Origin of the sequence: Actinomyces sp. 2119, assembly GCF_003591215.1 — a bacterium.
GTDB classification, from domain to species: Bacteria; Actinomycetota; Actinomycetes; order Actinomycetales; family Actinomycetaceae; genus Actinomyces; species Actinomyces lilanjuaniae.
Genome location: NZ_QYRR01000006.1, coordinates 14,851 through 41,663, shown reverse-complemented (window position 1 = coordinate 41,663; position 26,813 = coordinate 14,851). Strand labels below are relative to the sequence as shown.

Sequence of the window (26,813 nt, the reverse complement as noted above, 5' to 3'; positions counted from 1 at the left end):
CCTGATGGATTTCCTCCACGGGTGGCTTGGCTGAGCCGCCCGTATCGGGACCTGCCCGGGCCGCAACCTGGGTGGGTCCCCGCCAGTATGCGCCACAGGCGGCAGGGACGTCAACGGCTAGGCTGCTGTCTCAACTGCTTTTCTCATGGCGTTGGTGGGTGGTGCGGTGTAGCGCTGAGTGGTGGACACAGAGGTGTGGCCGAGGAGGCGCTGGACGGCGAGGATCTGGACGGCGAGGATGTCGCGGTCTGCGCCGTAGGCGGTGGTGGGGAAGCGGTGCCTGAGGGCGTGGAGCGTCCATCCGGGTGGGGGAGCGTCCATCCGGGTGGGAGGGTGCGGCTGGCGAGCTGGAGGCTTAGTGGGGGGGTGTCCACTGCTGCGGGAGGGGCGGGCCCGGTGGGTCGCCGCCTGCCAGAACTCAGTCAGCAGGCGGTGATCCACCGGTGGTGCAGGGACCTGCCGCGCAACGACTACTGCTCGTCCTTCCTGGCCCTGTCCTTCCCGACCCGGTTGGCTACCCCCTGAGCGCTGTCCTTGAGGTCCTCGGTAGCCTTCTTGGCCCTGCCCTCGGCTTGCTGAATGATTCCCTCGGTCTCGGTCTCCTTGTCCCCGGTCGCCTTGCCTATGGATTCCTTGGCCTTGCCCGTCATGCGGTCAAATGTTCCGTTGTCGCTCATGACATTCTCCTTTCACGTGGCTGTCGTGAGCGCTTCCACCGTATCTGCGACTCCCCCTGCGCCGAGGGGCTGTACTGCCGGGTTAATCAGTTCTGTGCCGCTTTGCAGCTTGACGGACAGAAAAGGAGCGGGAGTGGTCGGAAAAGAGAGAAATAGATAGAAAAGAGAGAAAATAATGAGAAAAACGGGTGGGGTGAGGTGGGTGGAGGAGGCGGGATGAGAGCCTGGGCGGGCGACCCTAGGACGCCGGTCCTCGCACCGTGTGCCAGGCTCCGGGGTAGCCTTGGGGCATGCCAGCAGACGCGAAGACACCAGAGAAGAAGACACCAGAGAAGACCTCAGGCCAGCTGAGCCGGCAGGACCCGCCGACCTCTACCCGTACCGAGACCGACTCCATGGGCACCGTCGAGGTCGCCGCTGAGCGCTACTGGGGGGCGCAGACCGAGCGGTCCCTGCACAACTTTGACATTGGCCGGGAGACCTTCGTGTGGGGCCGCCCCATGATCAGGGCACTGGGGGTGCTCAAGAAGTCGGCCGCCCTGGCCAACGCCGAGCTCGGCGAGCTGCCGCGTGACATCGCCGACCTCATCGCCGCGGCCGGTGACGAAGTCATCGCGGGCAGGCTTGACGACGAGTTCCCCCTGGTAGTCTTTCAGACCGGCTCCGGAACGCAGTCGAACATGAACTCCAACGAGGTCATCTCCAACCGGGCCATCGAGATGGCTGGGGGGCAGGTTGGCTCCAAGACCCCTGTCCATCCCAACGACCACGTCAACCGCGGGCAGTCCTCCAACGACACCTTCCCCACCGCTATGCACATCGCGGTCGTCTCCGAGCTGGCGGCCATGTACCCGCGTGTCACCCAGCTGCGCGACACCCTGGACGCCAAGGCCAGGCAGTACGACGACGTCGTCATGGTGGGGCGTACCCACCTCCAGGACGCTACCCCCATCACCCTGGGGCAGGTCATCTCCGGCTGGGTAGCCCAGATCGACTTCGCCCTGGACGGCATCCGCTATGCCGACTCCCGGGCACGCGAGCTGGCTATCGGCGGGACCGCGGTGGGGACCGGTCTCAACGCCCACCCCCGCTTCGGCGAGCTGTGCGCGCGTAAGATCAGTGAGGAGACCGGTATCGAGTTTGCCCAGGCGGACAACCTCTTCGCCGCCCTGGGCGCTCACGACGCCCTGGTCCTGGTCTCCGGTGCCCTGCGCGTCCTGGCGGATGCCCTGATGAAGGTCGCCAACGACGTGCGCTGGTACGCTTCCGGTCCGCGCAACGGAATCGGGGAGCTTATCATCCCCGAGAACGAGCCGGGTTCGTCCATCATGCCGGGCAAGGTCAACCCCACTCAGTGCGAGGCGATGACCATGGTGGCTACCAAGGTCTTTGGCAACGACGCCACTGTCGGCTTCGCGGGGTCCCAGGGTAACTTCCAGCTCAACGTGTTCAAGCCGGTCATGGCCTGGTGCGTGCTGGAGTCTATCCAGCTCCTAGGTGACGCGTGCGTCTCCTTCGACACCAACTGTGCCTACGGTATCGAGCCCAACACGGAGCGTATCCGGGCCAACCTGGAGACCAACCTCATGCAGGTCACGGCCCTCAACCGCCACATCGGCTACGACAAGGCCTCCAAGATCGCCAAGAACGCGCACCACAAAGGCCTGTCCCTGCGTCAGTCCGCCCTGGAGCTGGGCTTTGTCACCGAGGAACAGTTCGACGCCTGGGTGGTGCCTGCGGACATGACGCGCCCTTCGGCGGCGCAGGAGTAGCACGTGGCTTGAGCGGTGCAGCCCGGGTGTGGATGTGCCCGGTGGGCTGCACCGCTGTGCTCCTGGTCCTGCCGCTTGGCTGGGGCGGTGGAGTGGATTGACGGTCCTCCAGGCCTGTGTCAGGGTGCTTCTCCCGGTATTCCTCTCACCGGGTGAGCGTGGTCGCAGGCGTGGCAGATCAGGAATGTTCCTAGCGCTGGGCAGGTTAGGCAGGCGGAGGAGGCCAGACAGTCGGCGTCGTCACTGAGGTCGTGTCCTGTCCCCGGCGTCGGCCACAAGCCGACCCGGTGTCCGCGTCACTGGTGTGTCTGCCTGCTCTGGTCATCCGTAGTCGCTCACACCTGAGGAGCAGTCGTCATGACGCACAACGACGTCCCTGATCTTGTGCCCACCAACGATCCTGAGCCCACCAGCGAGGTCCTGTCCCTGCTGCGTGAACGTCGGTCGGTGCGGGCCTTCAGTGGGGAGCCGGTGCCTCAGGAGGATCTCACCCAGATCCTTCTGGCTACCCGCCAGGCTCCTACCTCCATCAACGCCGAGGGGCTGAGTCTCGTGGTCCTGCGTGACCGTGACCGTATCCAGGCTGTCGCCGACATTGCTGGTGGCCAGCCACAGGTTGCCGGGGCCGAGGTCGTCGTGGTCTTCGTTGTCGACTTCTACCGAACCGATCTGGCTGCCAGGAAGCATCAGCGCGAGCAGGTGGTCCACCGCAGCGCCGAGGGGATTCTTGTCGGCGCGGTGGATGCGGGTATCGCTCTGGCCACCTTTCAGACCGCGGCTCACAGCCTGGGATACGCCACCACCGCGATCGGTGGAGTCCGTAACGACCCGGCCGCCCTCATCGAGCTGCTGGGGCTGCCCGCCCACACCTTCCCTGTGGTGGCCTCCACCCTGGGTGTGGCGGACCGGCAGAAGACACCCCAGGTCAAGCCTCGGGTGCCCCTGGAGTCCTACGCCATGGAGGAGCGTTATGACGCGCAGGCGGTGGAGCATGGCGCCCAGGTCTATGACGAGCTCCTGCGCGACTGGTGGGACGCGCAGGGAATGACCCAGATGGGAACCTGGTCCCAGGACACCTCCTCCATGTACTCCCGGTACTACTTCCCGACGGTGGCTGCCACCATGGAGGCCCAGGGCTTCCGCTTCCTGGACGGACCTGAGGACGCAGCCCCGGAGCGCCCCGCGGCACAGGACTGAGTGGCCGGGCTACCAGGAGGCGTGGGACACATGTGGGACACATGTGGGACACATGGTGACGAGGAACGACACTGGCGGACGACCGCTGACACGGGCAACGGCATGCTGAAGGGAGCAGTGTGAGCAGGACGGTAGCCGATCTGTCGGACCGGAGGGAGTCCGTCGACTGGTACCTGAGGCGACGGGCCAGGCTCCTGTCCATCCAGACCAATGAGACCTACGCTGCCCTCGCCCTGGCGGCGGCGACCTTGATAGCCCTGGTGTGGGCCAATACCGGTCACAGCTACCACGCCTTCTGGGACACGCCCGCCTCCCTGGCCCTGGGGCCCTTCAGCGTCGAGCTGACTCTGCACGGATGGGTCGACGAGGGGCTCATGGCGGTCTTCTTCTTCATGGTGGGCCTCGACGTACGCCGTGACCTCACCCTGGGTGAGCTCCGCCTGCCCGGGCGCGCCCTCCTGCCAGCCGCGGCTGCTGTGGGTGGGCTGGTGGTCCCGGTCCTCGTCTTTCTTGCCATCGCGGGGGGAACAGAGGGCTCTCACGCCTGGGGAGCCGTCATCTCCACCGACACCGCCTTTGCTATTGGCATGCTGGCCCTGGTCGGCCCCCGGCGTGCCCCGCGGCTGCGGCTCTTCCTCCTGACCTTCGCCGTCATCGACGACATCGGGGCCCTGCTGGTGCTTGCCGTCTTCTACACCAGCTCCCTTGACCTCGTGGCGCTGGCTCTGGCGGTGGCGGGCCTGGCGGGGGTGTGGCTCCTGGCCCGCCGTGGCGTGTGGCGATCGCCTCCCTACCTCGTGCTCGGGATCGCGATCTGGTATGCGCTCTACCGCTCGGGCGTTCACGCCACCCTGGCAGGGGTACTCATCGCCCTGCTCATGCCCGTCTACAACGTGCGCAGGGACGACGCCAACGGGGCGGTGGAGGTGGCCGCCCTTTACCGCCAGGCACCGACCCCCACCGCGGCGATGATCCTGCGTGAGATCCTTGCCTACGCGATACCTCTCAACCAGCGCCTGTCCACGGTGCTGCCGCCCTACGTCAACTACATTGTGGTCCCGCTCTTCGCGCTGGCTAATGCGGGGGTCGAGCTGTCCGGGGAGGCTGTCAGGGCAGCCGCCTCCTCCCGCATCACCTGGGCGGTGATCCTGGGCCTTGTCCTGGGCAAGCTCCTCGGAGTCACCGTCGGCGCGGCCGTCGTGCTGCGCCTGGTCCCCGGTTCTCGGCTGCCTGGGCTTGACCTGCCGCGGATCATGGGCCTGGGAGCACTGTCCGGCATGGGCTTCACCATCTCCCTGCTCGTGGCCGGGATCGCCCTGGAGGACGAGGCGGCCAGTGACCAGGCCCGTATTGGCGTGCTGAGTGCCTCCCTACTGGCTCTGGCTCTGGCAGCCACCATCTTCCGCCTGGGCGACTGGCTCCGTCCGCTGCCCGAGGGCGTGGGCGAGACGCTGCCCCGCCCGGTGGACACTGAGCGCGACATCCTCTTCGGTACCCCGGGCGCGCCCAGCGTCCTGGTCAACTACGCTGACGTCACCTATGAGGACCGGTGGCGGCTCGTGGAGGCCTTGTGGGCGATCGAGCCCATGATTACCTCTGGTGAGGTACTCCTCGTCATGCGCCACAGGGTTACCGGTTCGGACTCCCTGCTGGCTGCGCTGGCCCTGGAGGCCGCCTACGCCCAGCGCCAGTGGACGTCCTTCCATGACAGCCTGGCGGCCCTGCGCGGCGAGGTCACTGAGGAGCGCATCACACAGACCGCCCGTGAGGAGGGTCTGGACGTCGATGCCCTGCTGGAGCGCGTGGCCAGTGCCGTCGACGAGCCGAAGGTGCTGCGTGAGACCCTTGAAGTTGACGGGCTGACCGAGGAGGAAGGCGCCCCGGTGGTCTACCTCAACGGAAAGCGTCTTCACGGGGTCTTCAACCGCTGGACGCTGACGGAGGCGATCCGCGGGGAGGGCTCCTGAGCCCGACGGAGGGCGTCTGCTCTCCCTTACCTCCCTTGCTGTCGCTGCAAAGGACCTCCTTTCCCGCGGGTGCGGAGCAAGCCTGGCAGCACCGAGAAGTCTGCAGGGTCCGCCCTGCACGTACCCTCTGCGCCGCCTGTGCCCGCTGGCTGACGTCCACGTCCCGCCGCGTCCTAGTAGTCTCTCGCAGCTTCCGATGGGACTACCTGGGTATGGTGGCAACCGAACAGGTCAGCAACGAGGACCACCTGCCCGCGTGACCCCGGCACCCGGCGGCTGGTGCTCACGGGGCGGGTGGTGGCCGGGCGGGCCGGATGCAGGGCTCCTTCGCCCTGGCTGACCGCCAGCCTGTGACCGCCGCTTGTGAGCGAGTTGGCTTCGCGGATGCATGAGGCTGGGGTGCGTGTCGGCGACGGACCCCGCACTACTGGTGACGGCTGCTACGAGGTCGCCTTGCTGGACCCGGAGGGAGACCGGGCCGAGGTGGTCGCCGGGGACTACTGAATCTTCTCGCGATGAAAGAGCAGCCCCCTCTTCCGAGTGACGAGTATCACCGTTAGACTGCGGGTAAGGCAGCGGGACAGCCCGGTCCCGTCCTGCTGACAATCAGGTTTCCAGGTTTCCAGGATGCAGCGAGATCATATGCCTTCCACCCGTGGGGCCGCCGACTCCGACCCCGACCTAGTCCGTTCCCTCCTTTCCCGCGTCCCCAGGCCCGAGCCGACGCTGCCACCAGACGGACGACGACGTCGTTCCTTCTGTCGTTCCAGGTTGGCCCCCTTGCTGGTGCTCGTGCTCTGCCTGGTCCTGCCCGCCTGCTCGACGGACCCTGATGCCTCCGGGGCCTCAGGAAGCCCACACGCCCAGGACGGCCTGGGCGGAGGAGAGGCCAGCCTGGTCCTGCCGGACCTGTCGGCGGCCCGGGTCGCAGGCCTGGACGGCCGCCTCCTGCTGGTGGCAGGCATGCTCGTCTGCCTGCTGGGCCTGGGCTTCGGCCTGGCCACCTTCCTCCAGCTGCGGCGCCTGCCCACCCATGCCTCGATGCTGGAGGTCGCCGAGCTTATCTACTCCACCTGCCAGGCCTACCTAGTGCGTCAGGGAAGGTTCCTCCTGGTCCTGTGGGCGTTCATCACCACCGTCATCGTCATCTACTACAGGGCACTGGTGGGCTTTGGCTGGGGGCGGGTCGGTATCGTCGTCGTCTTCTCCCTGCTGGGCATGGGCGGGTCCTACCTCGTGGCCTGGTTCGGTATCCGGGTCAACACCTTCGCCAACGCCCGCACCGCCTTCGCCTCCCTGCGGGGCAGGCCCTACCCCGTGCACCGCATCCCCCTGCGTGCGGGCATGAGCATCGGTATGGTGCTTATCAGCCTGGAGCTGCTCATGATGCTGGTCATCCTGCTCCTGCTGCCCGCCGACGTTGCCGGGGCCTGCTTCATCGGCTTCGCCGTCGGAGAGTCCCTGGGGGCCTCCGCCCTGCGTATCGCCGGAGGCATCTTCACCAAGATCGCCGACATCGGTGCGGACCTGATGAAGATCGTGTTCAAGATTGACGAGGACGACCCCCGCAACCCCGGGGTCATCGCCGACTGCACGGGAGACAACGCCGGGGACTCGGTGGGGCCCAGCGCCGACGGCTTTGAGACCTACGGTGTCACGGGCGTGGCCCTGGTGACCTTCATCCTCCTGGCCGTGGAGGATCCTGGCCTCCAGGCCACCCTGCTGGTGTGGCTTTTCACCGTGCGCTCCGCCATGATCCTGGCGGCCTGGGCCGCCTACGCCGTCAACAGCGCCTGGACCCGGGCGCGCTACGGGACCGCGGAGCGGATGAGCTTTGAGACGCCTCTGACCACCCTGGTGTGGCTGACCTCCCTGCTGTGCGTGGCGCTGACCTACCTGACCACGTGGCTCGTCCTGGGTGGCCTCGGCACCGGGCTGTGGCTGAGGCTGGCCACCATCGTCACCTGCGGCACCGCGGCCGGGGCACTCATCCCCGAGCTGGTCAAGGTCTTCACCTCCACCAGATCTCGCCACGTGCGTGAGACCGTCACCTCCTCACGGCAGGGCGGTGCGAGCCTCAACATCCTCTCTGGCGTGGTGGCGGGCAACTTCTCAGCCTACTGGCTGGGTATGACCGTCGTCGGGCTCATGACGGCCGCCTACCTGCTGGGCTCCCAGAGCCTGGACGAGTACATGCTCGCTCCCAGCGTGTTCGCCTTCGGCCTGGTCGCCTTCGGCTTCCTGGGGACGGGACCGGTGACGATAGCCGTGGACTCCTACGGGCCGGTCACCGACAACGCCCAGAGCGTCTACGAGCTCTCCCGCATCGAGGAGATCGAGGGCATCGACGCCGAGCTGCGCCGAGGCACGCAGGCCAGTCCGGGCCTCGAGCCCCGGTGGGAGCGCGCTAAGCTCCTCCTGGAGGACAACGACGGGGCCGGGAACACCTTCAAGGCCACGGCCAAGCCGGTCCTCATCGGGACCGCGGTGGTGGGGGCGACCACCATGATCTTCTCTATCATCATCGGGCTGACCGACCACCTGCGCACCGGCATCGAGAACCTCTCCCTGCTCCACGCCCCCTTCCTCCTGGGGCTGATCGCCGGGGGAGCGGTGGTCTTCTGGTTCTCCGGCGCCTCGATCCAGGCCGTGACCACCGGTGCCAACCGGGCGGTAGCCTTCATCCGCGGCTCCATCCACCTGGACGCCGGGGCGCAGCGGGCCAGTGTCGAGGACTCGCGCCGAGTCGTGGAGATCTGCACCCAGTACGCACAGCAGGGGATGCTCACAATCTTTCTCGCCGTCTTCTTCGCCACCCTGTCCTTCGCCTTCATCGAGCCCTACTTCTTTATCGGCTACCTCGTGTCCATCGCGCTCTTCGGCCTCTACCAGGCCATCTACATGGCCAACGCCGGTGGTGCGTGGGACAACGCCAAGAAGGTGGTCGAGGTGGACCTGCACATGAAGGGAACCGCGCTGCACGACGCCTCCGTGGTGGGTGACACCGTGGGAGACCCCTTTAAGGACACCTCCTCAGTGGCACTCAACCCGATCATCAAGTTCACTACCCTCTTCGGGCTGCTGGCCGTCGAGCTGGCGGTCAGTCTCCGGAGCCAGGGAGCCGGCTCCCTCGTGACCGCCCTGGCCGCTGTGTTCCTCCTGGTCTCGGTCGTCTTCGTCTACCGTTCCTTCTACGCCATGCGCACCGGCGGCTCCCCAGCCCCCGACGACCTCCAGGAGCACGAAGAGGCTCTGACAGAGCAGGAGACCCCGTCATGAGCATTGTCATCAAGCGCGACGACGTCGTCATCAGCGCGGACGGCCAGGTGGCTGGCCATGAGGCGGGCGACACCCTGGTGCGGCGTCTGCTGCGCATCTTCCCTGGTTCCGTCCTGGTGGGCCCGGTAGCCAGGCGCGGGACCAGCCGTGGCACCAGCGGCTTCGACGTCTTGCCACTGGGCATGATCGACCCGGCTCACAGCGTGGTCATCAACATGGACGTCGTGGACTCCCCCCAGGTCTACCTGGCCCTGGCCGGGGGCTCGCCCAGCAGCCAGGTGCCACGGATCATGAACTTTGTCTGGAGACCGGTCGCCTCCGGTACCGACGAGGTGGCTACTGCCGCGACGGCTCTGTCCTGCGCCCTGTTCCCCACGTTCGCCAACTCCGAGCGCACCGCCTCCGAGATCCGCGAGCTGGTGCAGCGATGGGCCGTCCAGCCCCTGGCAGAGAAGGCTCGCCTGTCCTGGGTCAACCTGGGGTTCCGCCTGGACCACATCCAGCCCCGCGACCCGGCTGATCCTCCGGTCGTGCTCTACCCGGCTATCTACCTGTCGCGTAACAAGAGGCCGGACCTCTTCCTTGAGGTAGTGGACCGTGTCCGCAGACAGGTGCCGCTGAGGATGGAGATGCGCCTGCACGAGTCCCACCTGGTCTCCGAGCGTGCCATGGCTGTGTCCCGGCGGGACTGGGCGTGGGTGGGACCGCTAATGGCCACACGCTCCTCCTACTGGCAGGCCCTGGCGCGCACGACAGCCTTCCTGGCTACCGCCCAGGAGGAGTCCTACGGGCTGCTCTACGTGGAGGCCCTGGGGGCGGGTGTCGTGGGTGTGATGCCGGACCGCCCCTGGGCGCGGGCACTGGTGCCCCAGGGCTACCCGTTCCTCTACCGTGACGCCGCCCAGGCGGAGGAGATGCTGGTCCGTGCGCTGCGTGCCCCGCAGGCGTGCCGCGCCCAGATGGACGAGTGCGCGGACGGCTCCTTCGCCTCCTGGATCGCGGCCCACCACTCTGACGATGCCTTTGACCGGGCTGTCGTCCACCGGGTGCAGGAGTGGTTCGGCACCTAGGACCGGGGCCGGGCCGGAGCCGCAGGCCGCAGGCACGGAGAAGGAGCTGCCTGCACACTCTGGACGCGGGCAGGCAGGACCCTAGTTGGCGTCCAGGGTCGTCAGGTCGCCCTCGTCCTGGCCCAGAGCCCGTGCCCGCAGGACTCGTCGCAGGATCTTCCCCGAGCGGGTCTTGGGCAGGCTCTCAGGGAAGTCGAAGGAGTCCGGCTTGGCGATGGGGGACAGGGTGGCTGCCACGTGCTCGCGCAGCTCGGCCTCCAGCCTGCGGGTGGGTTCGGTACCGGGCAGAAGGACCACGGACACGTGAACGGCGTGCCCCTTGACCTCGTGCGGCAGACCCACTGCGGCCGCCTCGACTACCGACGGGTGGGACACGAGCGCGGACTCCACCTCCGCAGTACCCAGGCGGTGGCCTGAGACCTTGATGATGTCGTCGGTGCGCCCGATGATCCAGAACCATCCGTCGGCGTCACGCCTGGCTGAGTCTCCTGTGTGGTAGAGGCCGGGGTACTTCTCCCAGTAGGTGCTCACGTAACGCTGTGGGTCACGGTAGAGCGTACGCATCATGGAGGGCCAGGGATGCCTGAGGACCAGGTTGCCCTCGACTCCGTCGGGCACCTCGTTGCCGTCCTCGTCCACGACTGCTGCCTCCTGACCGAAGACAGGACGGCCTGCTGCCCCGGGCTTCATGGGCATCGACGGTACCGTGGTGATCTGGAACATGCCGGTCTCCGTCTGCCACCAGGTGTCGATGATGGGGCACCGCTCCTGGCCCACGACCTGGTGGAACCACGCCCAGGCCTCGGGGTTGAGCGGCTCCCCTACGCTGCCCAGCAGCCTCAGGCTCGATAGGTCGTGGCGCCTGACCCAGGCCTCGCCGAAGCGCATGAGCGTGCGTATCGCCGTGGGGGCAGTGTAGAAGGAGGTGATCCCGTAGCGCTCAATGAGGTCCCACCACCGGTCGGGGTAGGGGTAGGTCGGGTTACCCTCGTACATGAACGCTGTGGCTCCGCACAGCAGGGGGCCGTAGACCAGGTAGCTGTGCCCGGTGATCCACCCCGGGTCCGAGGTGCACCACCACCGGTCCTCGTCATGGATGTCGAAGCAGTCGTGGAGGGTGACGTAGGTGCCGACCATGTAGCCGCCGTGGGAGTGCAGCACCGCCTTGGGCTGTCCGGTCGACCCTGAGGTGTAGAGGATGAACAGGGGGTCCTCGGCGTCGAGCTGGAGGGTCTCGCAGCGACCCTTGGCGACAGGCATCTTGCACAGCTCGTGGTACCAGTGGTCCCGGATCGGGTCCATGGTCACCTCGCTGCCCGTGTTGCGTACGACGATGACGTTGTGCACGGTGGGGGAGAAGCGCACTGCCTCGTCGATGATGTCCTTGAGCGGGAAGACCCGGCCGTTGACCCATGACCCGTCGGCGGTGACGACGACTGTGGACTCGGAGTCGTCGATCCGGGCGGTCAGGGCCTCGGAGGAGTACCCGGCGAAGACCACGGAGTGGATGGCCCCGATCTTGGCGCAGGCCAGCATGGTGAAGACGACCTCGGGGATACGGGGCAGGTAGATGGTCACCACGTCGCCCTTGCCCACTCCCATTGCCTTGAGGATGTTGGCCATCCTCTCCACCTCCCGGCCGAGGGCGAAGTAGGAGAAGGTGCGCACCTGGGAGGTGTCCTCACCTACCCAGATGAGGGCCAGCTTGTTCTTGCGCGCCGTACCCAGGTGCCGGTCGACGGCGCTGGAGACGATGTTGGTCCGCGCTCCCACGAACCAGCGGTAGAAGGGCGCCTCGGTGTCGTCAAGGACCGTGTGCCACGGGGCCGACCACTCCAGCTCCTCGGCCCTGCGTGCCCAGTAGCCCTGTGGGTCGCCCAGGGCCTCCTCCTCCAGCGCCCTCCAGTCGCGGACCCAGGCGTTGTCTGCTGCCTGCGCAGGCGGGTCGACAAAAGACCGGTTGCTGGACGCTGACGACGCTGACTGCTTGTGCGTACGTGCCATGATGTGCCCCCTCAGGGTTGTGGTGACGTCCTCGCTGACGTCTTGGCTCACGTTGTCCTTGGTGCTGTCCCTGGCGCCGACTCTGGCTGTGTCGCTACCACCCCGTTAGCGCTGACGCTGCCGTGGCGTGGGCGCACCGGGCCGTCAGCAGCCGGGCTGGCAGGGTAGTGGCAAAGACTACGTGACGAGGCGGGTATCGCGCGACTGCTGTTGGTGAGCGGCAGTGAGCCGGAGGTCGCCTGGTGCACCGGTGACCGGCATCAAGCCCCTAGGCCCAGGGAAGGCCGACCAGCTTGCCGATGTGGGTTCCTGCGACGATAGCGCGGTGGGCGTCTTGTATCCGTGACAGGGGGTAGGGGTGGATGGGGAGCAGGTCCAGGCTCCCTGTTGCAATAGCGTCCAGCACCCGCTGGAGCTCGCCCTGGGGGAGGGACTCGGCCCCGCCCGAGTAGGTGGTGAGCCTGACCCCGAAGGGGATCCAGTCCAGGGGGTAGAAGTCGGGAATCGTCCAGCTGTCGGAGAGCATGCCGGAGAAGCACACCGTGCCGTGTACGGCAGTGGCCTCCAGGGAGTCGCGCAGGGTGGGCACGCCTACCAGCTCCAGGGCGGCGTCCACACCCTGGGGCGCCAGCTCTCGTGCCCGGGAGGCGACCGCGCCGTCGTCGAGCAGAGGTGTCACCCCGCGTGAGGCCAGGAGATCCAGTCCCTCCTGGCGCCGGGAGGTCGCCAGGACCCGGCAGCCCTTCTCCAGTGCCAGCGCGGCGGCGGCCAGGCCCAGCGCCGAGGTCCCTCCCCGGACCAGCAGTGTCTGGCCGGGGCGCAGGTCCAGGCCCGTGGTCAGGGATCCGTAGGCGGTCTGCAGGGTCTCGGGGACGGCTCCGATGATCTCCCACGGCAGGTCGGAGCGGAAGGTGAGGAGCTGAGAGCGGGGGACGACAACGTACTGGGCGTAGCCTCCGTCGAACTGACGTCCCATGCCGCCCATGAGGGCGGCGGCCTGGGTGCCGGGTGCGAGCTCGCCGGAGGGGTCCAGGTCCACTATGCCCGTGGCCTCGATGCCGAGAATCCGTGGGAAGGTCATGCCCTCGGCAAGGCCTGTGACCGAGTGGTACTCGCTGCGGTTGAGGCCGAAGGCCATGACCTTGAGCCGGACCCACCCCTGCGGCGGGTCCGGGACGGCCAGCTCGGTCACCTGCAGGTTCTCCACGGAGCCCGGCTCGCTGAGGCGTGCGGCCAGCATCGTGGCTGGTGCCGTGTCCTGCCCGGAGGTGCCGGCCGTGGTGGAGGAAGGGGTGGAGGAGGTATCTGATGAGGACATGTCACGCGTTCCTTGCTCGGGTGGCTCGGGTGGCTCGGGTGGTGGCCGCGCGGGTGCGACGGCCGGACGGGTGGCTGGTCCCGCTGACTGCGGTGCCGGTGGTAGCGGTGCTGTCTGTGCCGGGCGTGGTGCGCCCGGCCGTCGGGTCCGCCGCTACCGTTGTGCCCGGCTCCTCCAGCACCTGTCTGAGCCAGGTGATCTCCGCCCGGCGGGCGGCGCTGGCTATCGTGATCATGCCCTGCCGGTAGGGGTCTGCCTCCTCGGCCTGGCGGCGAGGCCGCCCGTCGTCGTAGAAGAAGGCCGGAGGGGTCTGCAGAACCTCCATGCGGCGGCGCAGCACCTCCCGCTGCTCCTCGGGGGGCAGGCGGGACAGGAATGCCAGGACTGTGAGGAAGCGCGGCTGCGACTCCAGGTCGGCCCCGCTGGTGTCGCGCAGTATCTGGTGAAGGCGGGAGCGTCCTGACTCGGTGATGGTAAGTGTGCGGCGGACCCGGCGGCTGGTGCCCGCGTCCTCACGTGTCAGGTAGCCAGCGGCCTCCAGGCGGGACAGGGCGGGGTAGAGGCTGCCTGCGCTGAGCCTGGTCCCCGGCCCTCCCAGCTCAAGGATACGGCGCCGCAGCTCATAGCCGTGGAGGGGGCCGTCATCAAGGAAGCCCAGGATCTGCAGGTCAAGCACGACACTACGATACATCAAAATATATCGTATCGACATAGAAGCCGATACCTGGTACGGTTCCTGCCACGCAGTCGTCGGGGGCAGCCTGGCGACGTCGCGAGAGGAGGACGCTGCCTCTCATGAGCAGCACCATCGAGTTCAGGTCCGTCACGAAGCGCTACCCTGGCCACAGGGGAGGACGTCGTGCAGGAGAGGGCGCCCTCGCCGTGGACTCCTTCTCGGCCCGGGTCGCCGCCGGAACCACCACCGTCCTGCTAGGTTCCTCAGGCTGCGGCAAGACCACGCTCCTACGCATGGTCAACCGCATGGTCGAGCCCAGCAGCGGGGCGGTTCTTGTTGACGGTGATGACGTCGCGGCCAGCGACGCCGTGAGCCTGCGCCGCCGTACCGGCTACGTCATGCAGAACGCGGGCCTGCTGCCCCACCGCCGCGTCATCGACAACATCACCCTGGTGCCCCGCCTCAACGGCCAGGACAGGAGCCGTGCGCGTGACAGGGCGCTGGAGCTCATGGACGTCCTGGGGCTGAGCCGTGACCTCTCCGAGCGCTACCCCCACCAGCTCTCCGGGGGGCAGGCCCAGCGGGTCGGGGTCGCCCGGGCGCTGGCCGCTGACCCCGGCATCCTGCTCATGGACGAGCCCTTCGGCGCCGTGGACCCCCTGGTGCGCCGTGAGCTCCAGCAGGAGCTGCTCCGTGTCCAGCGCGGCCTGGGCAAGACGATCCTGTTCATTACCCACGACGTGGACGAGGCCCTGGCGCTAGGGGACGAGATCATTCTCCTGCGCCAGGGTGCCCAGGTCGCCCAGAGGGGCAGCGGGACCGAGCTGCTGACCACCCCGGCCGACGACTTTGTGGTCCGCTTCCTGGGGCTTGACGACACCGACCGCCGCCTACGCCTGGAGGAGCGGGCTGAGCAACGGGTGGTCCTGGACGAGGCCGGGCGGGTCCTGGGTCGGCTGGAGCCTGCGGCACCTGAGCCCTCCCGGCCCCTCGGAGCGCTGCCGTGACCTGGTTCCTCGCCAACATCCCCACGATCCTGGGGTACCTCACCGCGCACCTGGCCCAGGCCCTGCCCGCCGTCGTGGCCACGCTGGTCCTGGCCCTGCCGCTGGCCCGGCTGGCCCAGCACACGGTGCTGCTGCGCAGACTGCTCGTGGGGGGATCCTCCCTGCTCTACGCCGTCCCCTCCCTCCCGCTGCTTATCATCCTGCCCCTTATCCTGGGGACCGGTGTGCGCAGCGTGGTCAACGTCGTGGTCGCCCTGACCCTCTACGGGCTGGCGATCATGGTGCCTGCTGCCGTGGACGCCCTGGACGCGGTGGACCCCCGCGTCCTCGATGCGGCCACCGCCATGGGGGTGGGGCCGGTGCGCCGCTTTCTCACCGTCGAGCTGGCGCTGGCCGGCCCGGCCGTCCTCACCGGGCTGCGGGTGGTGTGCGTGTCCACCATCTCCCTGACCACGGTCGGCGCCGTCCTGGGTGTGCGCAGCCTGGGGTGGTTGTTCACCGACGGGTTCCAGCGCGGCATTCAGGCTGAGGTCCTCGTGGGCATCCTGCTCACCGCAGCCGTGGCCCTGGTCCTGGACCTCCTTGTCCTGGGGGCCGGACGGGTGCTCATGCCCTGGACCGTCGCCGGGGCAGCGACGGGCGCTGCTGGGGAGGACGCCTCCGCTGCCGCTGCTGACGTTATCGGCAGCCGAGGTGGCGAGACCGCTCCTCGCGCGCCGGGGGGCGCGGGGGTGCAGTCATGACTCTCCTGCTTGAGGCGCTGGCCTACCTCCTCAGCCCGGATAGCTGGTCGGGGAGGCTGGCCCTCGGCACGCTCCTGACTCAGCACGTGGGCTACTCCCTCATGGCGGTGGGACTTGCCTCGCTCATCGGGGTTCCTGCGGGCTGGTGGGTCGGCCACAGCGGGCGCGGGACCACCTGGGTCCAGGGCCTGTCCGGCGCAGTGCGCGCCCTGCCTACCCTGGGGCTGGTCACCCTGCTCGGTCTCCTTCTTGGCATCGGGCTTGCCGCGCCCATGATCGCCCTGGTCGTCCTGGCCCTGCCCAGCGTCCTGGCCGGGGCCACGAGCGGTGTGCGCTCCGCCGACACCGGGGCCGTGGACGGGGCGCGCTCCTGCGGCATGACCGAGCTGCAGGTCCTCACCCGCGTCGAGGTCCCCCTGGGAGCCCCGCTGCTCGTCGGCGGCCTGCGCTCGGCTAGCCTCCAGGTCGTGGCCACGGCCACCCTCGCCGCCTACACCGGGGCCGGAGGCCTGGGGCGTCTCATGTTCCTGGGGCTCAGGACGCAGCGCTACGACATGATGCTTGCCTCGGCGCTCCTGGTCATCGCCGTGGCACTGGCCTCGGAGACCTTCTTCTCCCTCCTCCAGCGCGTCCTGGCCCCGGCCAGCGTGCGCCGCAACCGAAAGGAACAGCCATGACAACTTCCCCCGGCACGGGGGCCAGCAGCCTGCCTGGTCCTGTACCTGCCTCGACGGAACCAGCCGTACGGTCCGCAGTGAGCCGCCGCCGTCTCCTGGGCGGCGGCGGTCTTCTCGCGGCTGCTGCGGTCCTGTCCGCCTGCTCCGACTCCGACCCTCTGGCCGGGGGTACCGGGGCCTCGGCCCCCGGTGACGGCACGGTCGTCGTGGGTAGCCAGCAGAGCGACTCCAACGAGATCATCGCCGAGCTCTACGCCCAGGCCATGGAGGACGCCGGGCTCACGGTCAGCCGGGAGTACCGGATCAGCCAGCGTGAGACGTACCTGAGCGAGCTGGAGTCGGCAAGTGTGACCGTCATACCGGAGTACAGCGGGAACCTCCTGCAGTTCTACGACTCCCAGACGACGGCTGGTGACGCCCAGGCGGTCCAGGAGGCGCTGCCGGGTGTCCTGCCCGAGGGCCTCATGGTCCTGGAGGCGGCCCAGGCCAGCGACCAGGACTCCTACACGGTGACCAGGGACTTCGCCCAGGAGCACTCTCTGACCTCGATCGGGGACCTGGCCACGCTAGGTCGTACCGTCAGCGTCGCCGCCAACTCGGAGTTCGAGGAGCGTCCCTACGGGCCGGAGGGCGCCAAGGAGATTTACGGGGTGGACGTGCAGGTCCAGCCGGTCGAGGACTCCGGCGGCCCGATGACGCTCGCTGCCCTCCTGGACGGCAGCGTGGACGTCGCCGACATCTACACTGCCGACCCCGCCATTGAGGCCAACGACCTGGTGGTCCTGGAGGACCCGGAGGGGCTGATCCTGCCACAGAACGTTATACCGCTGGTGGCTAGCTCCCTGCCGCAGGCAGCCGTCGACGCGATCAACGCAGTCTCGGCCCTGCTGACCACCGAGGAGCTACGTGCTCTGACCACCCGCTCCAGGGATGAGCAGCTGGGCTCCGATGTCATCGCCTCCTCCTGGCTGGCGGACAAAGGGCTGGTGGCCTGAGAGCCGACGCTGGTACCACGTGCGGTGGCGGTGGTCAGTTGTCCCCTGCGGTCAGGGTGGGGAGGTTCCAGGCTCCGAGGTGACCTCCGGCTCTGGATGCGCCTGGGGGATGCGCCTGGGGCGCGGCTTGGGGGGCTAGGAGCAGGGGCGTAGCCGCCTGCGCGCAGCCGTGCCGCCCCACACGGGCCGACAGGGCGGTGGGACGGCACGGTCTGGGGCGGAACGGGCTCAGGAATAGCGCTTCTCGAAGATGCGCTCGAGCTCCTCCAGGCTGTGTCCCTTGGTCTCCGGCAGGAACCGGGCGTAGAAGGCCAGGGACCCCAGGTTGACCAGGGCGAAGATAAGGAACACGTTGCCCTGGACCAGCTCAATGAGGTTGGGGAAGGTGAAGGCCACGATGATGTTGCCCACCCAGTTGGAGAACACGGCCACCCCGTTGGCCAGGCCGCGCACCCGCATGGGGAAGATCTCGGCGAGCATGAGCCAGAAGGTCACCCCGATGAAGCACTGCATGAAGAACAGGAAGGTCAGCATGAACAGCAGCACCAGGTAGCTGCGGGCAGTGGACTCCGGCAGCAGGAAGGTCAGCCACAGCGCCAGGAGCGAGGCCACGCAGCCGGTCTGCCCGGTCAGGATCATGCGCCGCCTGGGCAGCCGCTTGAGGAAGAAGGCGATACCGATGTAGACCGAGATCACCGAGACCACCCCGTTGGCGATCGTGGCCACGATCGAGGCCTGGGCTCCCAGGCCGGTAGAGATGAGGATCGTGGGGGCGTAGTACATGATGCCGTTGACCCCGGTAAGCTGGGACAGGAAGGCCAGCCCGATCCCAATGAAGGTGATCCTGCGGATCCAGGGCACCCGCAGGTCCGCCCAGGAGCCCTTGCCCATGGCTCGCTCCTCCTCCACGCGGTGGAGGATGTCCTCGCCCTCGCCCTTGACGGTGTCAGGCGTACGCACCTCGTTGAGGACGTCCCACATCTCCTGTGCCCGGCCCTTGTCAGCCAGCCAGCGCGGAGACTCCGGCAGCAGGTGGATACCGATCCACAGCCCGATGGCGGGCAGCGTGGCCAGGACCAGCATCCACCGCCAGGCGTTGGCGCCCGGCCACGCCGTGGCGATGACGGCGTTGCTGGTGTAGGCCAGGAGCTGGCCGGTGACGATCATCAGCTCGTTGCGTGAGACCATGGTCCCGCGGATCTCCACCGGGGAGATCTCGGAGAGGTAGACCGGGACGGTGGCGGACGCGCCGCCCACGGCCAGGCCCAGGACGAACCGGGACACCGTGAGGATCCCCATGGAGGGTGACAGGGAGCAGCCCAGGGCGCCCACGAGGAAGATGACGGCGACCGTCATGATGTTCCTCTTGCGCCCGTACCGGTCGGACAGGCGGCCGCCCACGAGCGCGCCCACGGCCGCCCCCACGGTCAGGGCGGCGGTGACGACCGACTCGTCAAAGGAGTCCAGGCCCAGGCCGCCCTCGGAGACCGGGTTCCTCAGGAAGGGCAGGGCCCCGGAGATGACCCCGGTGTCGTAGCCGAACAGGAGGCCACCCAGGGTGGCGATGGAGCGGATGGCGAACAGCCTGCGGTCCACCTGGCGCTGGCTGGTGGCAGGCACGTGAGTGGCGGTGCTCATGACTCAGCCCTGTCAGTGGCCCCGTCGCTGGCCTTGACGGTGAAGGTACGGATGAACTCCTCCAGGGCGGCGTCAGAGACGGAGGTAGATCCGTCTTCCCCGTCGCCCCTCGCCCAGGCCTCCATGCCGATGTTGCCTCGGTAGCCTGCCTCAGCCAGGGCCAGGGCCACCGCTCGGTAGTTGATCTCCCCGGTGCCAGGTTGGGCTCGGCCGGGGACGTCAGCCACCTGGATCTCTCCGACCCAGGGCAGGGACTGTCGGCACAGCTCGATGAGGTTCCCCTCGCCGATCTGGGCGTGGTAGAGGTCCAGGTTCATCCGCAGCCAGGGGGAGTCCACTGCCTGGACCAGGGTGCGCGTGTCGCGGGCCAGAGCAAAGGGGCAGCCGGGGTGGTCCACGGGCAGGTTGAGGTTCTCCAGGGTGAACACGCGCCCCTCGCGCTGCCCCAGCTCGGCCAGGCGGCGCAGGGTGTCCGCAGCACGCAGCCAGTCGGCGGGCGTGGGGTGCTCGTTGGCGACCACGGGGATGCCGCCCTCGCCCAGACCGGTGCCGTGGACGTTGAGGACGGGGCAGGACAGCCGCTCGGCAGCACGCAGGGACTCCTCAGCGGTGGACAGGAACCGGGCAGTGCCCTCCTCGGTGGTGAGGTCGCCCTCGACGTAGCCGGTCATGGAGACGACAGGCACGCCGGTAGCGGCCAGGGCGTCCAGGTCCTTGGTAGTCCAGTCCCAGATCTCTACGTCGACCCCGTGGCCGGCGATGGCCTCGACGCGTTCCAGGAAAGGGCGGTCCAGGTAGATCATCTCGGCGCAGGCAGCAAGGCTGAAGGCGTTCATGCGGGGATCTCCTCAAGCGTGACAGTGCGGTTCTGGCTGGCTGACGTGATGGCGGCACGGGCCACGCGCAGGGAGGCGAGACCCGCCTCGGGGCCGGGAAGGCCTCCGGGAGTGACGACGTCCTCCCCGCGTACCGTGCGTACGAAGGCGTCGAGCTCGGCGACGTAGGCAGTGTGCAGCAGGTCGGTGTCCGCCCGGGAGGTGTCCCAGGCGGCGCCCTGGGAACCGAAGTAGGTCATGTCGCTGGTGCGTGCGCTGCCCATGGTGACCATGCCGGATGCTCCCAGGACCTCACCGCGCACGTCGTAGCCGTAGGAGGCCTCGAAGCAGGCCTCGGCCACGGCAGTGGCGCCGTTGTCGAAGACGATGGTGACCACGGCGGTGTCCAGGAAGCCGTCCGCCTTGGCGTCGGGGCGTACCAGGGCGTCGGCGTGGGCGTACACGGAGACGACCTCGGCGCCGGGGTTGAGCCACAGGAGCGTGTCGAAGTCGTGGATGAGGGTCTCCAGGAAGATCGTGCCCCTGGCAATACGCGACGGGTCCGCCGTGAACGGTCCCGGGTCGCGGGTCACCGAGCGCATGAGCCGAACCTGCCCGACGCGCCCGTCCTCCACGGCCTGACGGGCGGCGGCGAACCCAGGGGCAAACCGCCGGTTGAAACCGACCTGGAGGTGAACACCGGCGTCGCGGCAGGCCTCGATCACCGTGTGCGCGTCCTCGATCGTCGTCGTGATCGGCTTCTCGGTGAAGACGTGCTTGCCGGCCCTGGCTGCGGCGGTGATGGCCGGGGTGTGCAGCGCCGCCGGGGTGGTGACGAGCACCGCGTCGAGGTTGTCCTCAGCCAGGGCGTCCTCAATAGTGGGGACAGCCTGGGCGCCGAGCTCGGTGGCCAGGGCCTGGGCGGCCTCGGCTCGGGGGTCGACCACGGTCGTCAGCTCTGCCCCGGGGACCTCCCGGGCCAGTGCTCGGGCGTGGTGGGAGCCGATGCGCCCGGCCCCTACCAGGGCGGCCCTGACTCTTGCAGAGGCGGTGGGTCTGGCAGCGGAACTGTCGGGGGAGCTGCTAAGTGGGTGAGGGGCGGGTGAGGTCATGGACGACTCCTTTGTCTCGTGGTGCCAGGTGCACCGTTGCCGAGGACCTGTGCCACGTCACACTAGTACGTGCTAGATTGTCAGGACAAGAGAAGACGGTGATGTCTGCACGACAACCGCAGTGACCCTTGAGATCGCGGGGATTAGTCTGTAGGTTGGGGCTACAACGTTCTAGTTGTTCTAGCCGTCTTTGTCAGCCGGGTCCGCTCGGGGCGGCTGGTGCGTCGGGAGGAGCAGCTGTGGTACCACGTGGCAAGGGGCGCGGCAGCGGGTCGCGCGGTCAGGTCACCCTCGTCGATGTGGCCCGTGAGGCCAGCTGCTCCGTCTCCCTGGCTTCAATCGTCATGCGCGGGGCTCCTGGCGCCTCCGAGGTCACGCGTGCGCGGGTCAAGGCCGTGGCCGACCGCCTGGGGTACCGTCCGGACCAGCGGGCGCGAGGCCTGCGCCGGGTCCACTCCGGGCTCATCGGCGTCACCTTCCGTATTCACCACCCCTTCCACGCCGATCTTGTCGAGGGGCTCTACCAGGCGGCGGGAGACAGCGGCTACGAGCTCGTCCTGGGCGGCGTGGTCAGGGGTACGGACGACGTCGAGGCTGCTGAGCCGCTGCTGCGCGACCGCTGTGAGGCGCTGGTCATGGTGGGACCCACTGTGCGCCCTGCCCGCCTGGAGTCGCTGGCCGCCGAGATCCCGGTCGTCGCGGTCGCCCGCCCCCTGCGGGTCGAGGGGGTCGACGTCGTCCGCATTGACGACAGTGGTGGTATAACGTTGGCTGTTGATCATCTTCGCGAGCTCGGTCATCGTCGTATCACTCATATTGACGGCGCTGGTGCTCCGAGCTCGGTCGAGCGAGTCGCAGGCTACCTGTCGGCGATGGATGCTCACGGGCTGGCGGGGCAGGCCTCGGTGGTCCGTGGTGGGACCGAGGAGGTTGACGGGGTGCGAGCCGCGACCCACGTGCTGGAGGCGCAGGAGCGGCCAACCGCCCTGACCGTGTTCAACGACCGGTGTGCCACGGGCGTGGTCAACCGCCTTATCCAGGCCGGTGTGGACGTGCCCGGTGAGATGAGTGTCGTTGGGTTTGACGACTCCGGGCAGGCTGTGACGGCCCTTGTCCCCTTGACGACAGTCGCGCAGGACACCCGCCTGATGGCTCGGACTGCGTTTGAGCGGGCCGTGGCCCGCACGGGCAGGCAGTACCTACCGGGCGAGCAGGTCCTGGTGCCGCGCCTGGTACCGCGTGACTCCTCTGGGCCCGTGCCTACGGAAGCGGTTGCCAGCGTCCGCTGCCAACCCATGCCAGCCCGCTGAGCGGTGCGACCGCCCCGTCAGGTTCGTCCCTCGCAGCGTTCAGCGGTGCCGCCAGGTCTCGACCCTCCACCGGGCGTCACCGGAGCGTTCCCGCCACGTACCCGGCGGGTCGGAGTGCACTGGATCGAGCCTCCACTCCTCAGTGCTGATGCCCGGTGCCCGCACCAGTGAGTTCTCCGGCAGCCCCTGCTCCCGGGCGCGGCTGCGTGCGTCCAGGTCTAGCACGCTCACCACCAGGATGTCGGGCAGCCCGGCTCCCATAGCCTGCTCGTAGACACTACCGCCGCCGATGACCCACAGGCGGGGCAGGTCCCGGGCATGCCCCTCGCGCGGGTCGGGGGCGCGCACCCCAGCGGCTGCCGTTGCCAGGCCCGAGCGCAGGCTGGGGGCGGGGCGCGCGCCCTCGGCGTGCCAGGAGGCTCTGCTGGTGAGGACGACGTTGCGGCGCCCGGTCAGGGGGCCGGGCAGGGACTCCCACGTCCTGCGCCCCATGACGACGCCGCAGCCCAGGGTGGCGGCTCTGAAGTGCTGGAAGTCGGCCGGCACCCGCCACAGCATGCCGCCGTCGGCTCCCAGCAGGCCGGTGGTGTCCTGCGCCCAGATCATGCCCAACCTGCCGGGCTTCGCCCAGGAGGCAGAGCACGACGGGAGCGGGTGGCCTGTCACAACTGCGTCCTCCTCCCGCTGCTGCTGCACCTGACTGCCTGCGCTCACACTGCTGCCGCTCACACGGCGACAGGAGCTGTGATAGCGGGGTGGTGACGGTATCCGCGGGAGGCGTCAATGTCGTCCATGGTGTAGGAGTCGATCGAGGCGGCACGCTCCAGGCGCAGCACCGGAAAGGGGAAGGACTGGGGAACCCGGGACAGCTGCTCACGCACCTGCTCCACGTGGTTGTCGTAGATGTGGCAGTCCCCGCCGGTCCAGACGAGCTCCCCGGGCTCCAGGTCCGCCTGCTGCGCCAGCATGTGGGTCAGTAGGGCGTAGGAGGCGATGTTGAACGGGACGCCCAGGAACAGGTCGGCACTGCGCTGGTAGACCTGGAGGCTCAGCCGACCCTCGCTGACATAGCACTGGAAGAAGGCGTGGCAGGGGGGCAGAGCCATGGCATCGAGCTCAGAGACGTTCCAGGCGGTGACGATCATGCGGCGGGAGTCAGGATCGGTGCGCAGGGTGGTAAGCAGTTCACTGATCTGGTCGATGACCCCCTTGTCCCTGGTGGGCCAGGAGCGCCATTGGACCCCGTAGACGGGGCCCAGCTCGCCGTCGGCACCGGCCCACTCGTCCCAGATGCGGATACCGCGCTCCTGGAGCCAGCCCACGTTGCTGCGCCCCTGCAAGAACCAGAGCAGCTCGCCCTTGACGGCCTTCATAGCCACGAACTTTGTCGTGAGGCGAGGGAACCCGTCTGCCAGGGCGTAGCGCAGCTGGCGGGCGAACAGGGACCGGGTACCGGTGCCTGTCCGGTCCCGCTTGGCGGCACCGTGGGTGAGGACCTCGGCCAGGAGGTTCTCGTAGGCGACGTCGACCTGTGCCGGCGGGTGGAGTCCCAGCTCGGCCAGTGCCGGGTAGCGCTTAGTCCTCATCCGGGTCGACGATGTCCAGGGAGACCGTGGCTCCCTTCTCGATCGTGTGGCCGACGGTGCAGGACCTCTCGATCGCGCCCTCCACCCTGTGAGCCAGGAGCTGGCGCTTGTCAGAGTCCAGGGCGGACAGGTCGGTGACGATCTCTACCTGGAGGGACTCGTAGCGCTCCTCCTCCTCGTTCTTGACCGAGGAGCATCCGACGGTCGCGGCGAAGTCGTCTCCGAGGGCCTTGGCGAGACGGTGGTCGGCTGACAAGGTGTTGCAGGTCGCCAGGGCTATCTTCAGTAGCTCCCCAGGGGAGAACTCACCCGGTCCCATTCCTACCCTGACCTCGGCCCCGTTGGCATTGCGGCCAACGTACTGGCGGGTCCCTACCCGCTCAGCCCAGACTGCGGACGGAGGAGGGGGTGTGGTAGCACTGTGCTCGCTCATGCGGTGATCGTGCCACGTACGGCTGAGCGGGCTCTATGCCACAGCGTGTGATGCGCGCACAGCGGACACGGGATTGTGCCGGTCCGGCCTCCAGATCAGGACGCGTCCGGTCGCGGCCGGGTCAGTCGGGGGCGGCCCAGCTGCATCTGGTGGCCGGGCCGCCCCCGGCGGTGGTAGCCGCGAAGTGCCCGTGAGAAGGGGGCCGGCTAGATCAGGGGTCAGTGCTGCGCGAGCCAGGTCGCGGCGCGCTTCTCCTCGTCCTCGACGACTCGGCCCACCCGGGAGGCAGCCCTCTCCTCAATGCTCTTGCCGACCAGTGGCACCGTGACCTCTAGGTCAACGTCGACGGTGACAGTGGTGGCGTCCCCGGCCGGTGCCATGGTGGCCGTGGCCGCCACCTTGACCGGTGCTCCCTTGACGTCAATGTCATAGCTTCCCGTCCGGGAGCCGTCGGCGGCTGCCGCTCCCCACGTCTCGGAGACTGTGAAGCTGACCCCGGACCGGACAAGCCGTGCCGCGGCAGCGGGCAGCCGGGAGGGCGGCACGCTGCCGGTGATTGTGGTAACAAAACCGTGGTCACTGCCCTGGCCGTCCGGCGTGACTGTGGCGGAGGCGTCGTCGAGACCGAGCCGTTCCACGCGGAGGTCCTGGTAGCTGGGGTCGGCGAGCATCGCGGCGGCTCGGGCGGGAGGGGCGGGGTAGGTGATGGTGATCGTCTTCCTCATGCGAGGATCTTGCCATGCCGGTCGCCGCGCATGTCGATGTTTCACTGGAGATCTTCATCTAGTTTTCGTGACTTCCTCAGGTGCTCTGCCCGAGCAGCCGGGTCGGGCCCCGAGGGCCCGGGCTGCCCCTGCCAGCCTGGGGACGAGGGCAGGGTGCTCGCGGGACCTCGCGGGATCTCGTGGGACTAGGACAGCGTGCTGAGGTCTTGTGTCAGGCGCGCGCGGGCCGGGGCCGACCACGTGCAGGACCGCAGCGGTGATGCCGAGGTGGGTGGGGTCGGTGTCCCAGGGAGGCGATATCCTGAGAAGGTGCCGATTTTTCTCCCCGCAGCCCTTCGTGGTATCGCAGACCTGTCCGACGCCGACCTGGACTGGATCCACCAGCTGGTTGCCGACTGGCAGGTCGTTGCGGACCTGTCCACCTGTGACCTGGTGCTGTGGGTGCGTACGCGTACCGGCCCTTTTGTTGCCGTCGGCCATACCCGGCCCTCCGGGGGCGCCACCGTCCACCTTGAGGACGTGATCGGTCGGCGTATGCCCGCCTCCCGTGAGGTGATGGCAGAACAGGCCTTGACCAGCGGGGAGGTCCAAGTCGCCACCGAACCGTACTGGACCGGGACGGCTGCGGTCCAGGAGGAGTATGTCCCTGTGGTTCGCGCGGGCACTCCTGTCGCGGTCGTCACCCGTGAGATGTCGGTGGGGGTGATCCGGGGCGGTCGTATCGTGGACCGGGAAATGGAGAGGCTGGCTGATCTCCTGTGCCAGATGGTGGCTGAGGGGACCTTCCCGCTCACCGGCGCCGGCACGACTATCCGTCACGGCACTCCGCGCGTGGCTGACGGTGTGGTCCACCTGGGTGAGGACGGGACGGTGCTCTATGCCAGTCCTAACGGGCGCTCCTGCTTCTACCGTCTCGGTATCAAGGGAGACCTGGGAGGAGTGCTGCTGGCGGAGGCGGTCACGTCCATCATTCCGGCACGCACGCAGGTCGATGAGACTCTTGCGGTGGTGCTCATGGGGCGTCAGGCGTGGCTCACGGAGGTAGAGGCCGGTGGCGTCTTCCTGTCGCTGCGCTCTATCCCGCTGACCCTGCAGGGTAGGAGGGCCGGGGCTGTCCTCCTGGTCCGCGACATCACCGAGGTGCGCCGTCGTGAGCAGGCCCTCCTCAGTAAGGACGCGACGATCCGCGAGGTGCACCACCGGGTCAAGAATAATCTTCAGACGGTGTCCGCGCTGCTGCGCATGCAGGCGCGGCGCGCCTCCAACGAGGAGACGCGCCACGCCCTGTCAGAGGCGGAGAGGCGCGTGACGACCATCGCCACTGTTCATGACGCCTTGAGCCACAGCGCCGACGAGCACCTGGAGCTTGACGAGATACTCTCCTCGATCCTGCGGATGGCCGCTGCGGTCGCCAGCCCTACCAGCAGGGTCGAGACTCGTGTCCAGGGGTCCTTTGGCTCTGTGGGAGCCAGCGCGGCCCAGGCTCTGGCGACTGTGCTCGCCGAGCTGGTGACCAACGCGGTCGAGCACGGCCTTGAGGGCGGTGACGGAGAGGTCTGTGTCCACGCCGAGCGCGACGGGGACACGCTGGAAGTTCACGTGACAGACAACGGGGCCGGGGTACGGCCTGGCACCCTCATGACCGGACTGGGAACCCGCATTGTCACCACCCTGGTGCGCGGCGAACTACGCGGGTCGATCGAGTGGCTGCCCGCTGCGGGAGGCCGAGGCACGGACGTGCTCGTCAGAGCGAGGCTGAGCGGGGCCTAGTCTGTCCTGTCCTGTCCTGCCTGGCCGTACCTGAGCCGAGAC

At 68.3% G+C, this 26,813-nt stretch carries 24 protein-coding genes; 12 read left to right on the top strand and 12 right to left on the bottom strand.

Annotation, left to right across the window (positions count from 1 at the left end; all coding sequences use genetic code 11):
• Positions 1-117: 117 nt before the first annotated feature.
• The gene (locus tag D4740_RS08255; protein WP_119836469.1) at positions 118-321 is read right to left on the bottom strand and encodes a tyrosine-type recombinase/integrase; all 204 of its coding nucleotides are present in this window, start codon (positions 319-321) and stop codon (positions 118-120) included.
• A gap of 149 nt (positions 322-470) precedes the next feature.
• The gene (locus tag D4740_RS08250) at positions 471-677 is read right to left on the bottom strand and encodes a CsbD family protein (protein WP_119836468.1); all 207 of its coding nucleotides are present in this window, start codon (positions 675-677) and stop codon (positions 471-473) included.
• A 290-nt stretch (positions 678-967) separates the two neighbouring features.
• On the opposite strand from D4740_RS08250, the gene fumC reads away from it, so the two are divergent.
• The 6 genes from fumC (at position 968) to D4740_RS08220 (ending at position 9,962) form a co-directional block, all read left to right on the top strand.
• Positions 968-2,449: a class II fumarate hydratase gene (gene fumC, locus D4740_RS08245; RefSeq protein ID WP_259390754.1), complete on the top strand. Its 1,482-nt coding sequence runs from the start codon at positions 968-970 to the stop codon at positions 2,447-2,449.
• A gap of 357 nt (positions 2,450-2,806) precedes the next feature.
• On the top strand, positions 2,807-3,646 hold the full coding sequence (locus D4740_RS08240) for a nitroreductase family protein (protein WP_119836466.1): 840 nt from the start codon (positions 2,807-2,809) through the stop codon (positions 3,644-3,646).
• A 119-nt stretch (positions 3,647-3,765) separates the two neighbouring features.
• Positions 3,766-5,613 carry a Na+/H+ antiporter NhaA gene (gene nhaA / locus D4740_RS08235; RefSeq protein ID WP_259390753.1) on the top strand — a complete coding sequence of 616 codons (1,848 nt, stop codon included), beginning with the start codon at positions 3,766-3,768 and terminating at the stop codon, positions 5,611-5,613.
• Positions 5,614-5,976: 363 nt separating this feature from the next.
• On the top strand, positions 5,977-6,117 hold the full coding sequence (locus tag D4740_RS08230) for a hypothetical protein (RefSeq protein ID WP_182911373.1): 141 nt from the start codon (positions 5,977-5,979) through the stop codon (positions 6,115-6,117).
• A gap of 138 nt (positions 6,118-6,255) precedes the next feature.
• The gene (locus D4740_RS08225) at positions 6,256-8,892 is read left to right on the top strand and encodes a sodium-translocating pyrophosphatase (RefSeq protein ID WP_259390752.1); all 2,637 of its coding nucleotides are present in this window, start codon (positions 6,256-6,258) and stop codon (positions 8,890-8,892) included.
• Complete coding sequence (locus tag D4740_RS08220; RefSeq protein WP_119836465.1) at positions 8,889-9,962, top strand: glycosyltransferase; 1,074 nt, start codon at positions 8,889-8,891, stop codon at positions 9,960-9,962. The genes D4740_RS08225 and D4740_RS08220 overlap by 4 nt, the downstream gene beginning before the upstream one ends.
• An 81-nt stretch (positions 9,963-10,043) precedes the next feature.
• On the opposite strand, the gene acs is transcribed toward D4740_RS08220, so the two are convergent.
• The 3 genes from acs to D4740_RS08205 all read right to left on the bottom strand — a co-directional run bounded on the left by acs (position 10,044) and on the right by D4740_RS08205 (position 13,960).
• Positions 10,044-12,017 carry an acetate--CoA ligase gene (gene acs / locus D4740_RS08215; RefSeq protein ID WP_259390751.1) on the bottom strand — a complete coding sequence of 658 codons (1,974 nt, stop codon included), beginning with the start codon at positions 12,015-12,017 and terminating at the stop codon, positions 10,044-10,046.
• A 217-nt stretch (positions 12,018-12,234) separates the two neighbouring features.
• Positions 12,235-13,284: a zinc-binding dehydrogenase gene (locus D4740_RS08210; protein ID WP_205570037.1), complete on the bottom strand. Its 1,050-nt coding sequence runs from the start codon at positions 13,282-13,284 to the stop codon at positions 12,235-12,237.
• 1 nt (position 13,285) lies between these two features.
• Positions 13,286-13,960 carry a PadR family transcriptional regulator gene (locus D4740_RS08205; RefSeq protein WP_119836464.1) on the bottom strand — a complete coding sequence of 225 codons (675 nt, stop codon included), beginning with the start codon at positions 13,958-13,960 and terminating at the stop codon, positions 13,286-13,288.
• A gap of 119 nt (positions 13,961-14,079) precedes the next feature.
• Here D4740_RS08205 and D4740_RS08200 point away from each other — a divergent pair, with 119 nt between their 5' ends.
• Genes D4740_RS08200 through D4740_RS08185 form a run of 4 tightly spaced genes read left to right on the top strand, consistent with a single transcriptional unit; the run spans position 14,080 to position 17,382 of the window.
• Complete coding sequence (locus tag D4740_RS08200; protein ID WP_119836463.1) at positions 14,080-14,967, top strand: ABC transporter ATP-binding protein; 888 nt, start codon at positions 14,080-14,082, stop codon at positions 14,965-14,967.
• Positions 14,964-15,710 (top strand): ABC transporter permease, encoded by a 747-nt coding sequence (locus D4740_RS08195; RefSeq protein WP_119836462.1) that lies wholly within the window; start codon positions 14,964-14,966, stop codon positions 15,708-15,710. The genes D4740_RS08200 and D4740_RS08195 overlap by 4 nt, the downstream gene beginning before the upstream one ends.
• Positions 15,707-16,387: an ABC transporter permease gene (locus tag D4740_RS08190; RefSeq protein WP_119836461.1), complete on the top strand. Its 681-nt coding sequence runs from the start codon at positions 15,707-15,709 to the stop codon at positions 16,385-16,387. Before D4740_RS08195 ends, D4740_RS08190 begins: the two co-directional genes overlap by 4 nt.
• Positions 16,384-17,382 carry an ABC transporter substrate-binding protein gene (locus D4740_RS08185; protein ID WP_119836460.1) on the top strand — a complete coding sequence of 333 codons (999 nt, stop codon included), beginning with the start codon at positions 16,384-16,386 and terminating at the stop codon, positions 17,380-17,382. Before D4740_RS08190 ends, D4740_RS08185 begins: the two co-directional genes overlap by 4 nt.
• Positions 17,383-17,610: 228 nt before the next feature.
• Here D4740_RS08185 and D4740_RS08180 read toward each other — a convergent pair whose 3' ends face one another.
• The 3 genes from D4740_RS08180 to D4740_RS08170 are packed head-to-tail and all read right to left on the bottom strand — an operon-like array spanning position 17,611 to position 20,947.
• A complete protein-coding gene (locus D4740_RS08180; protein WP_119836459.1) occupies positions 17,611-19,020 on the bottom strand; it encodes a sugar porter family MFS transporter in 1,410 nt (469 codons plus the stop codon).
• On the bottom strand, positions 19,017-19,856 hold the full coding sequence (locus D4740_RS08175) for a TIM barrel protein (protein ID WP_119836458.1): 840 nt from the start codon (positions 19,854-19,856) through the stop codon (positions 19,017-19,019). The genes D4740_RS08180 and D4740_RS08175 overlap by 4 nt, the downstream gene beginning before the upstream one ends.
• On the bottom strand, positions 19,853-20,947 hold the full coding sequence (locus D4740_RS08170; RefSeq protein WP_119836457.1) for a Gfo/Idh/MocA family oxidoreductase: 1,095 nt from the start codon (positions 20,945-20,947) through the stop codon (positions 19,853-19,855). The genes D4740_RS08175 and D4740_RS08170 overlap by 4 nt, the downstream gene beginning before the upstream one ends.
• A 239-nt stretch (positions 20,948-21,186) precedes the next feature.
• Between D4740_RS08170 and D4740_RS08165 the strand changes: the two genes are divergently transcribed.
• Positions 21,187-22,257 (top strand): LacI family DNA-binding transcriptional regulator, encoded by a 1,071-nt coding sequence (locus tag D4740_RS08165; protein ID WP_243106685.1) that lies wholly within the window; start codon positions 21,187-21,189, stop codon positions 22,255-22,257.
• 39 nt (positions 22,258-22,296) lie between these two features.
• Here the strand turns inward: D4740_RS08165 and D4740_RS08160 are convergent, their stop codons facing one another.
• The 4 genes from D4740_RS08160 to D4740_RS08140 all read right to left on the bottom strand — a co-directional run bounded on the left by D4740_RS08160 (position 22,297) and on the right by D4740_RS08140 (position 25,001).
• Positions 22,297-22,863, bottom strand: coding sequence for a dihydrofolate reductase (locus tag D4740_RS08160; protein ID WP_119836456.1), 567 nt, complete (start codon positions 22,861-22,863; stop codon positions 22,297-22,299).
• A 119-nt stretch (positions 22,864-22,982) separates the two neighbouring features.
• The gene (locus tag D4740_RS08155) at positions 22,983-23,843 is read right to left on the bottom strand and encodes a thymidylate synthase (RefSeq protein WP_119836455.1); all 861 of its coding nucleotides are present in this window, start codon (positions 23,841-23,843) and stop codon (positions 22,983-22,985) included.
• Positions 23,833-24,276, bottom strand: coding sequence for an OsmC family protein (locus D4740_RS08150; RefSeq protein WP_119836454.1), 444 nt, complete (start codon positions 24,274-24,276; stop codon positions 23,833-23,835). The genes D4740_RS08155 and D4740_RS08150 overlap by 11 nt, the downstream gene beginning before the upstream one ends.
• Before the next feature lie 218 nt (positions 24,277-24,494).
• The gene (locus tag D4740_RS08140) at positions 24,495-25,001 is read right to left on the bottom strand and encodes a DUF2505 domain-containing protein (protein WP_119836453.1); all 507 of its coding nucleotides are present in this window, start codon (positions 24,999-25,001) and stop codon (positions 24,495-24,497) included.
• A gap of 309 nt (positions 25,002-25,310) precedes the next feature.
• Here D4740_RS08140 and D4740_RS08135 point away from each other — a divergent pair, with 309 nt between their 5' ends.
• The gene (locus tag D4740_RS08135; RefSeq protein ID WP_119836666.1) at positions 25,311-26,771 is read left to right on the top strand and encodes a sensor histidine kinase; all 1,461 of its coding nucleotides are present in this window, start codon (positions 25,311-25,313) and stop codon (positions 26,769-26,771) included.
• Positions 26,772-26,813: the final 42 nt, after the last annotated feature.

Bases quoted from the DNA above. Each gene is read 5' to 3' on its own strand.
- D4740_RS08255 (WP_119836469.1), bottom strand. From the start codon at position 321: ATGGACGCTCCCCCACCCGGATGGACGCTCCACGCCCTCAGGCACCGC.
- D4740_RS08250 (WP_119836468.1), bottom strand. From the start codon at position 677: ATGAGCGACAACGGAACATTTGACCGCATGACGGGCAAGGCCAAGGAA.
- fumC (WP_259390754.1), top strand. From the start codon at position 968: ATGCCAGCAGACGCGAAGACACCAGAGAAGAAGACACCAGAGAAGACC.
- D4740_RS08240 (WP_119836466.1), top strand. From the start codon at position 2,807: ATGACGCACAACGACGTCCCTGATCTTGTGCCCACCAACGATCCTGAG.
- D4740_RS08225 (WP_259390752.1), top strand. From the start codon at position 6,256: ATGCCTTCCACCCGTGGGGCCGCCGACTCCGACCCCGACCTAGTCCGT.
- D4740_RS08220 (WP_119836465.1), top strand. From the start codon at position 8,889: ATGAGCATTGTCATCAAGCGCGACGACGTCGTCATCAGCGCGGACGGC.
- D4740_RS08210 (WP_205570037.1), bottom strand. From the start codon at position 13,284: ATGTCCTCATCAGATACCTCCTCCACCCCTTCCTCCACCACGGCCGGC.
- D4740_RS08200 (WP_119836463.1), top strand. From the start codon at position 14,080: ATGAGCAGCACCATCGAGTTCAGGTCCGTCACGAAGCGCTACCCTGGC.
- D4740_RS08190 (WP_119836461.1), top strand. From the start codon at position 15,707: ATGACTCTCCTGCTTGAGGCGCTGGCCTACCTCCTCAGCCCGGATAGC.
- D4740_RS08185 (WP_119836460.1), top strand. From the start codon at position 16,384: ATGACAACTTCCCCCGGCACGGGGGCCAGCAGCCTGCCTGGTCCTGTA.
- D4740_RS08180 (WP_119836459.1), bottom strand. From the start codon at position 19,020: ATGAGCACCGCCACTCACGTGCCTGCCACCAGCCAGCGCCAGGTGGAC.
- D4740_RS08175 (WP_119836458.1), bottom strand. From the start codon at position 19,856: ATGAACGCCTTCAGCCTTGCTGCCTGCGCCGAGATGATCTACCTGGAC.
- D4740_RS08170 (WP_119836457.1), bottom strand. From the start codon at position 20,947: ATGACCTCACCCGCCCCTCACCCACTTAGCAGCTCCCCCGACAGTTCC.
- D4740_RS08160 (WP_119836456.1), bottom strand. From the start codon at position 22,863: ATGATCTGGGCGCAGGACACCACCGGCCTGCTGGGAGCCGACGGCGGC.
- D4740_RS08155 (WP_119836455.1), bottom strand. From the start codon at position 23,843: ATGAGGACTAAGCGCTACCCGGCACTGGCCGAGCTGGGACTCCACCCG.
- D4740_RS08150 (WP_119836454.1), bottom strand. From the start codon at position 24,276: ATGAGCGAGCACAGTGCTACCACACCCCCTCCTCCGTCCGCAGTCTGG.
- D4740_RS08140 (WP_119836453.1), bottom strand. From the start codon at position 25,001: ATGAGGAAGACGATCACCATCACCTACCCCGCCCCTCCCGCCCGAGCC.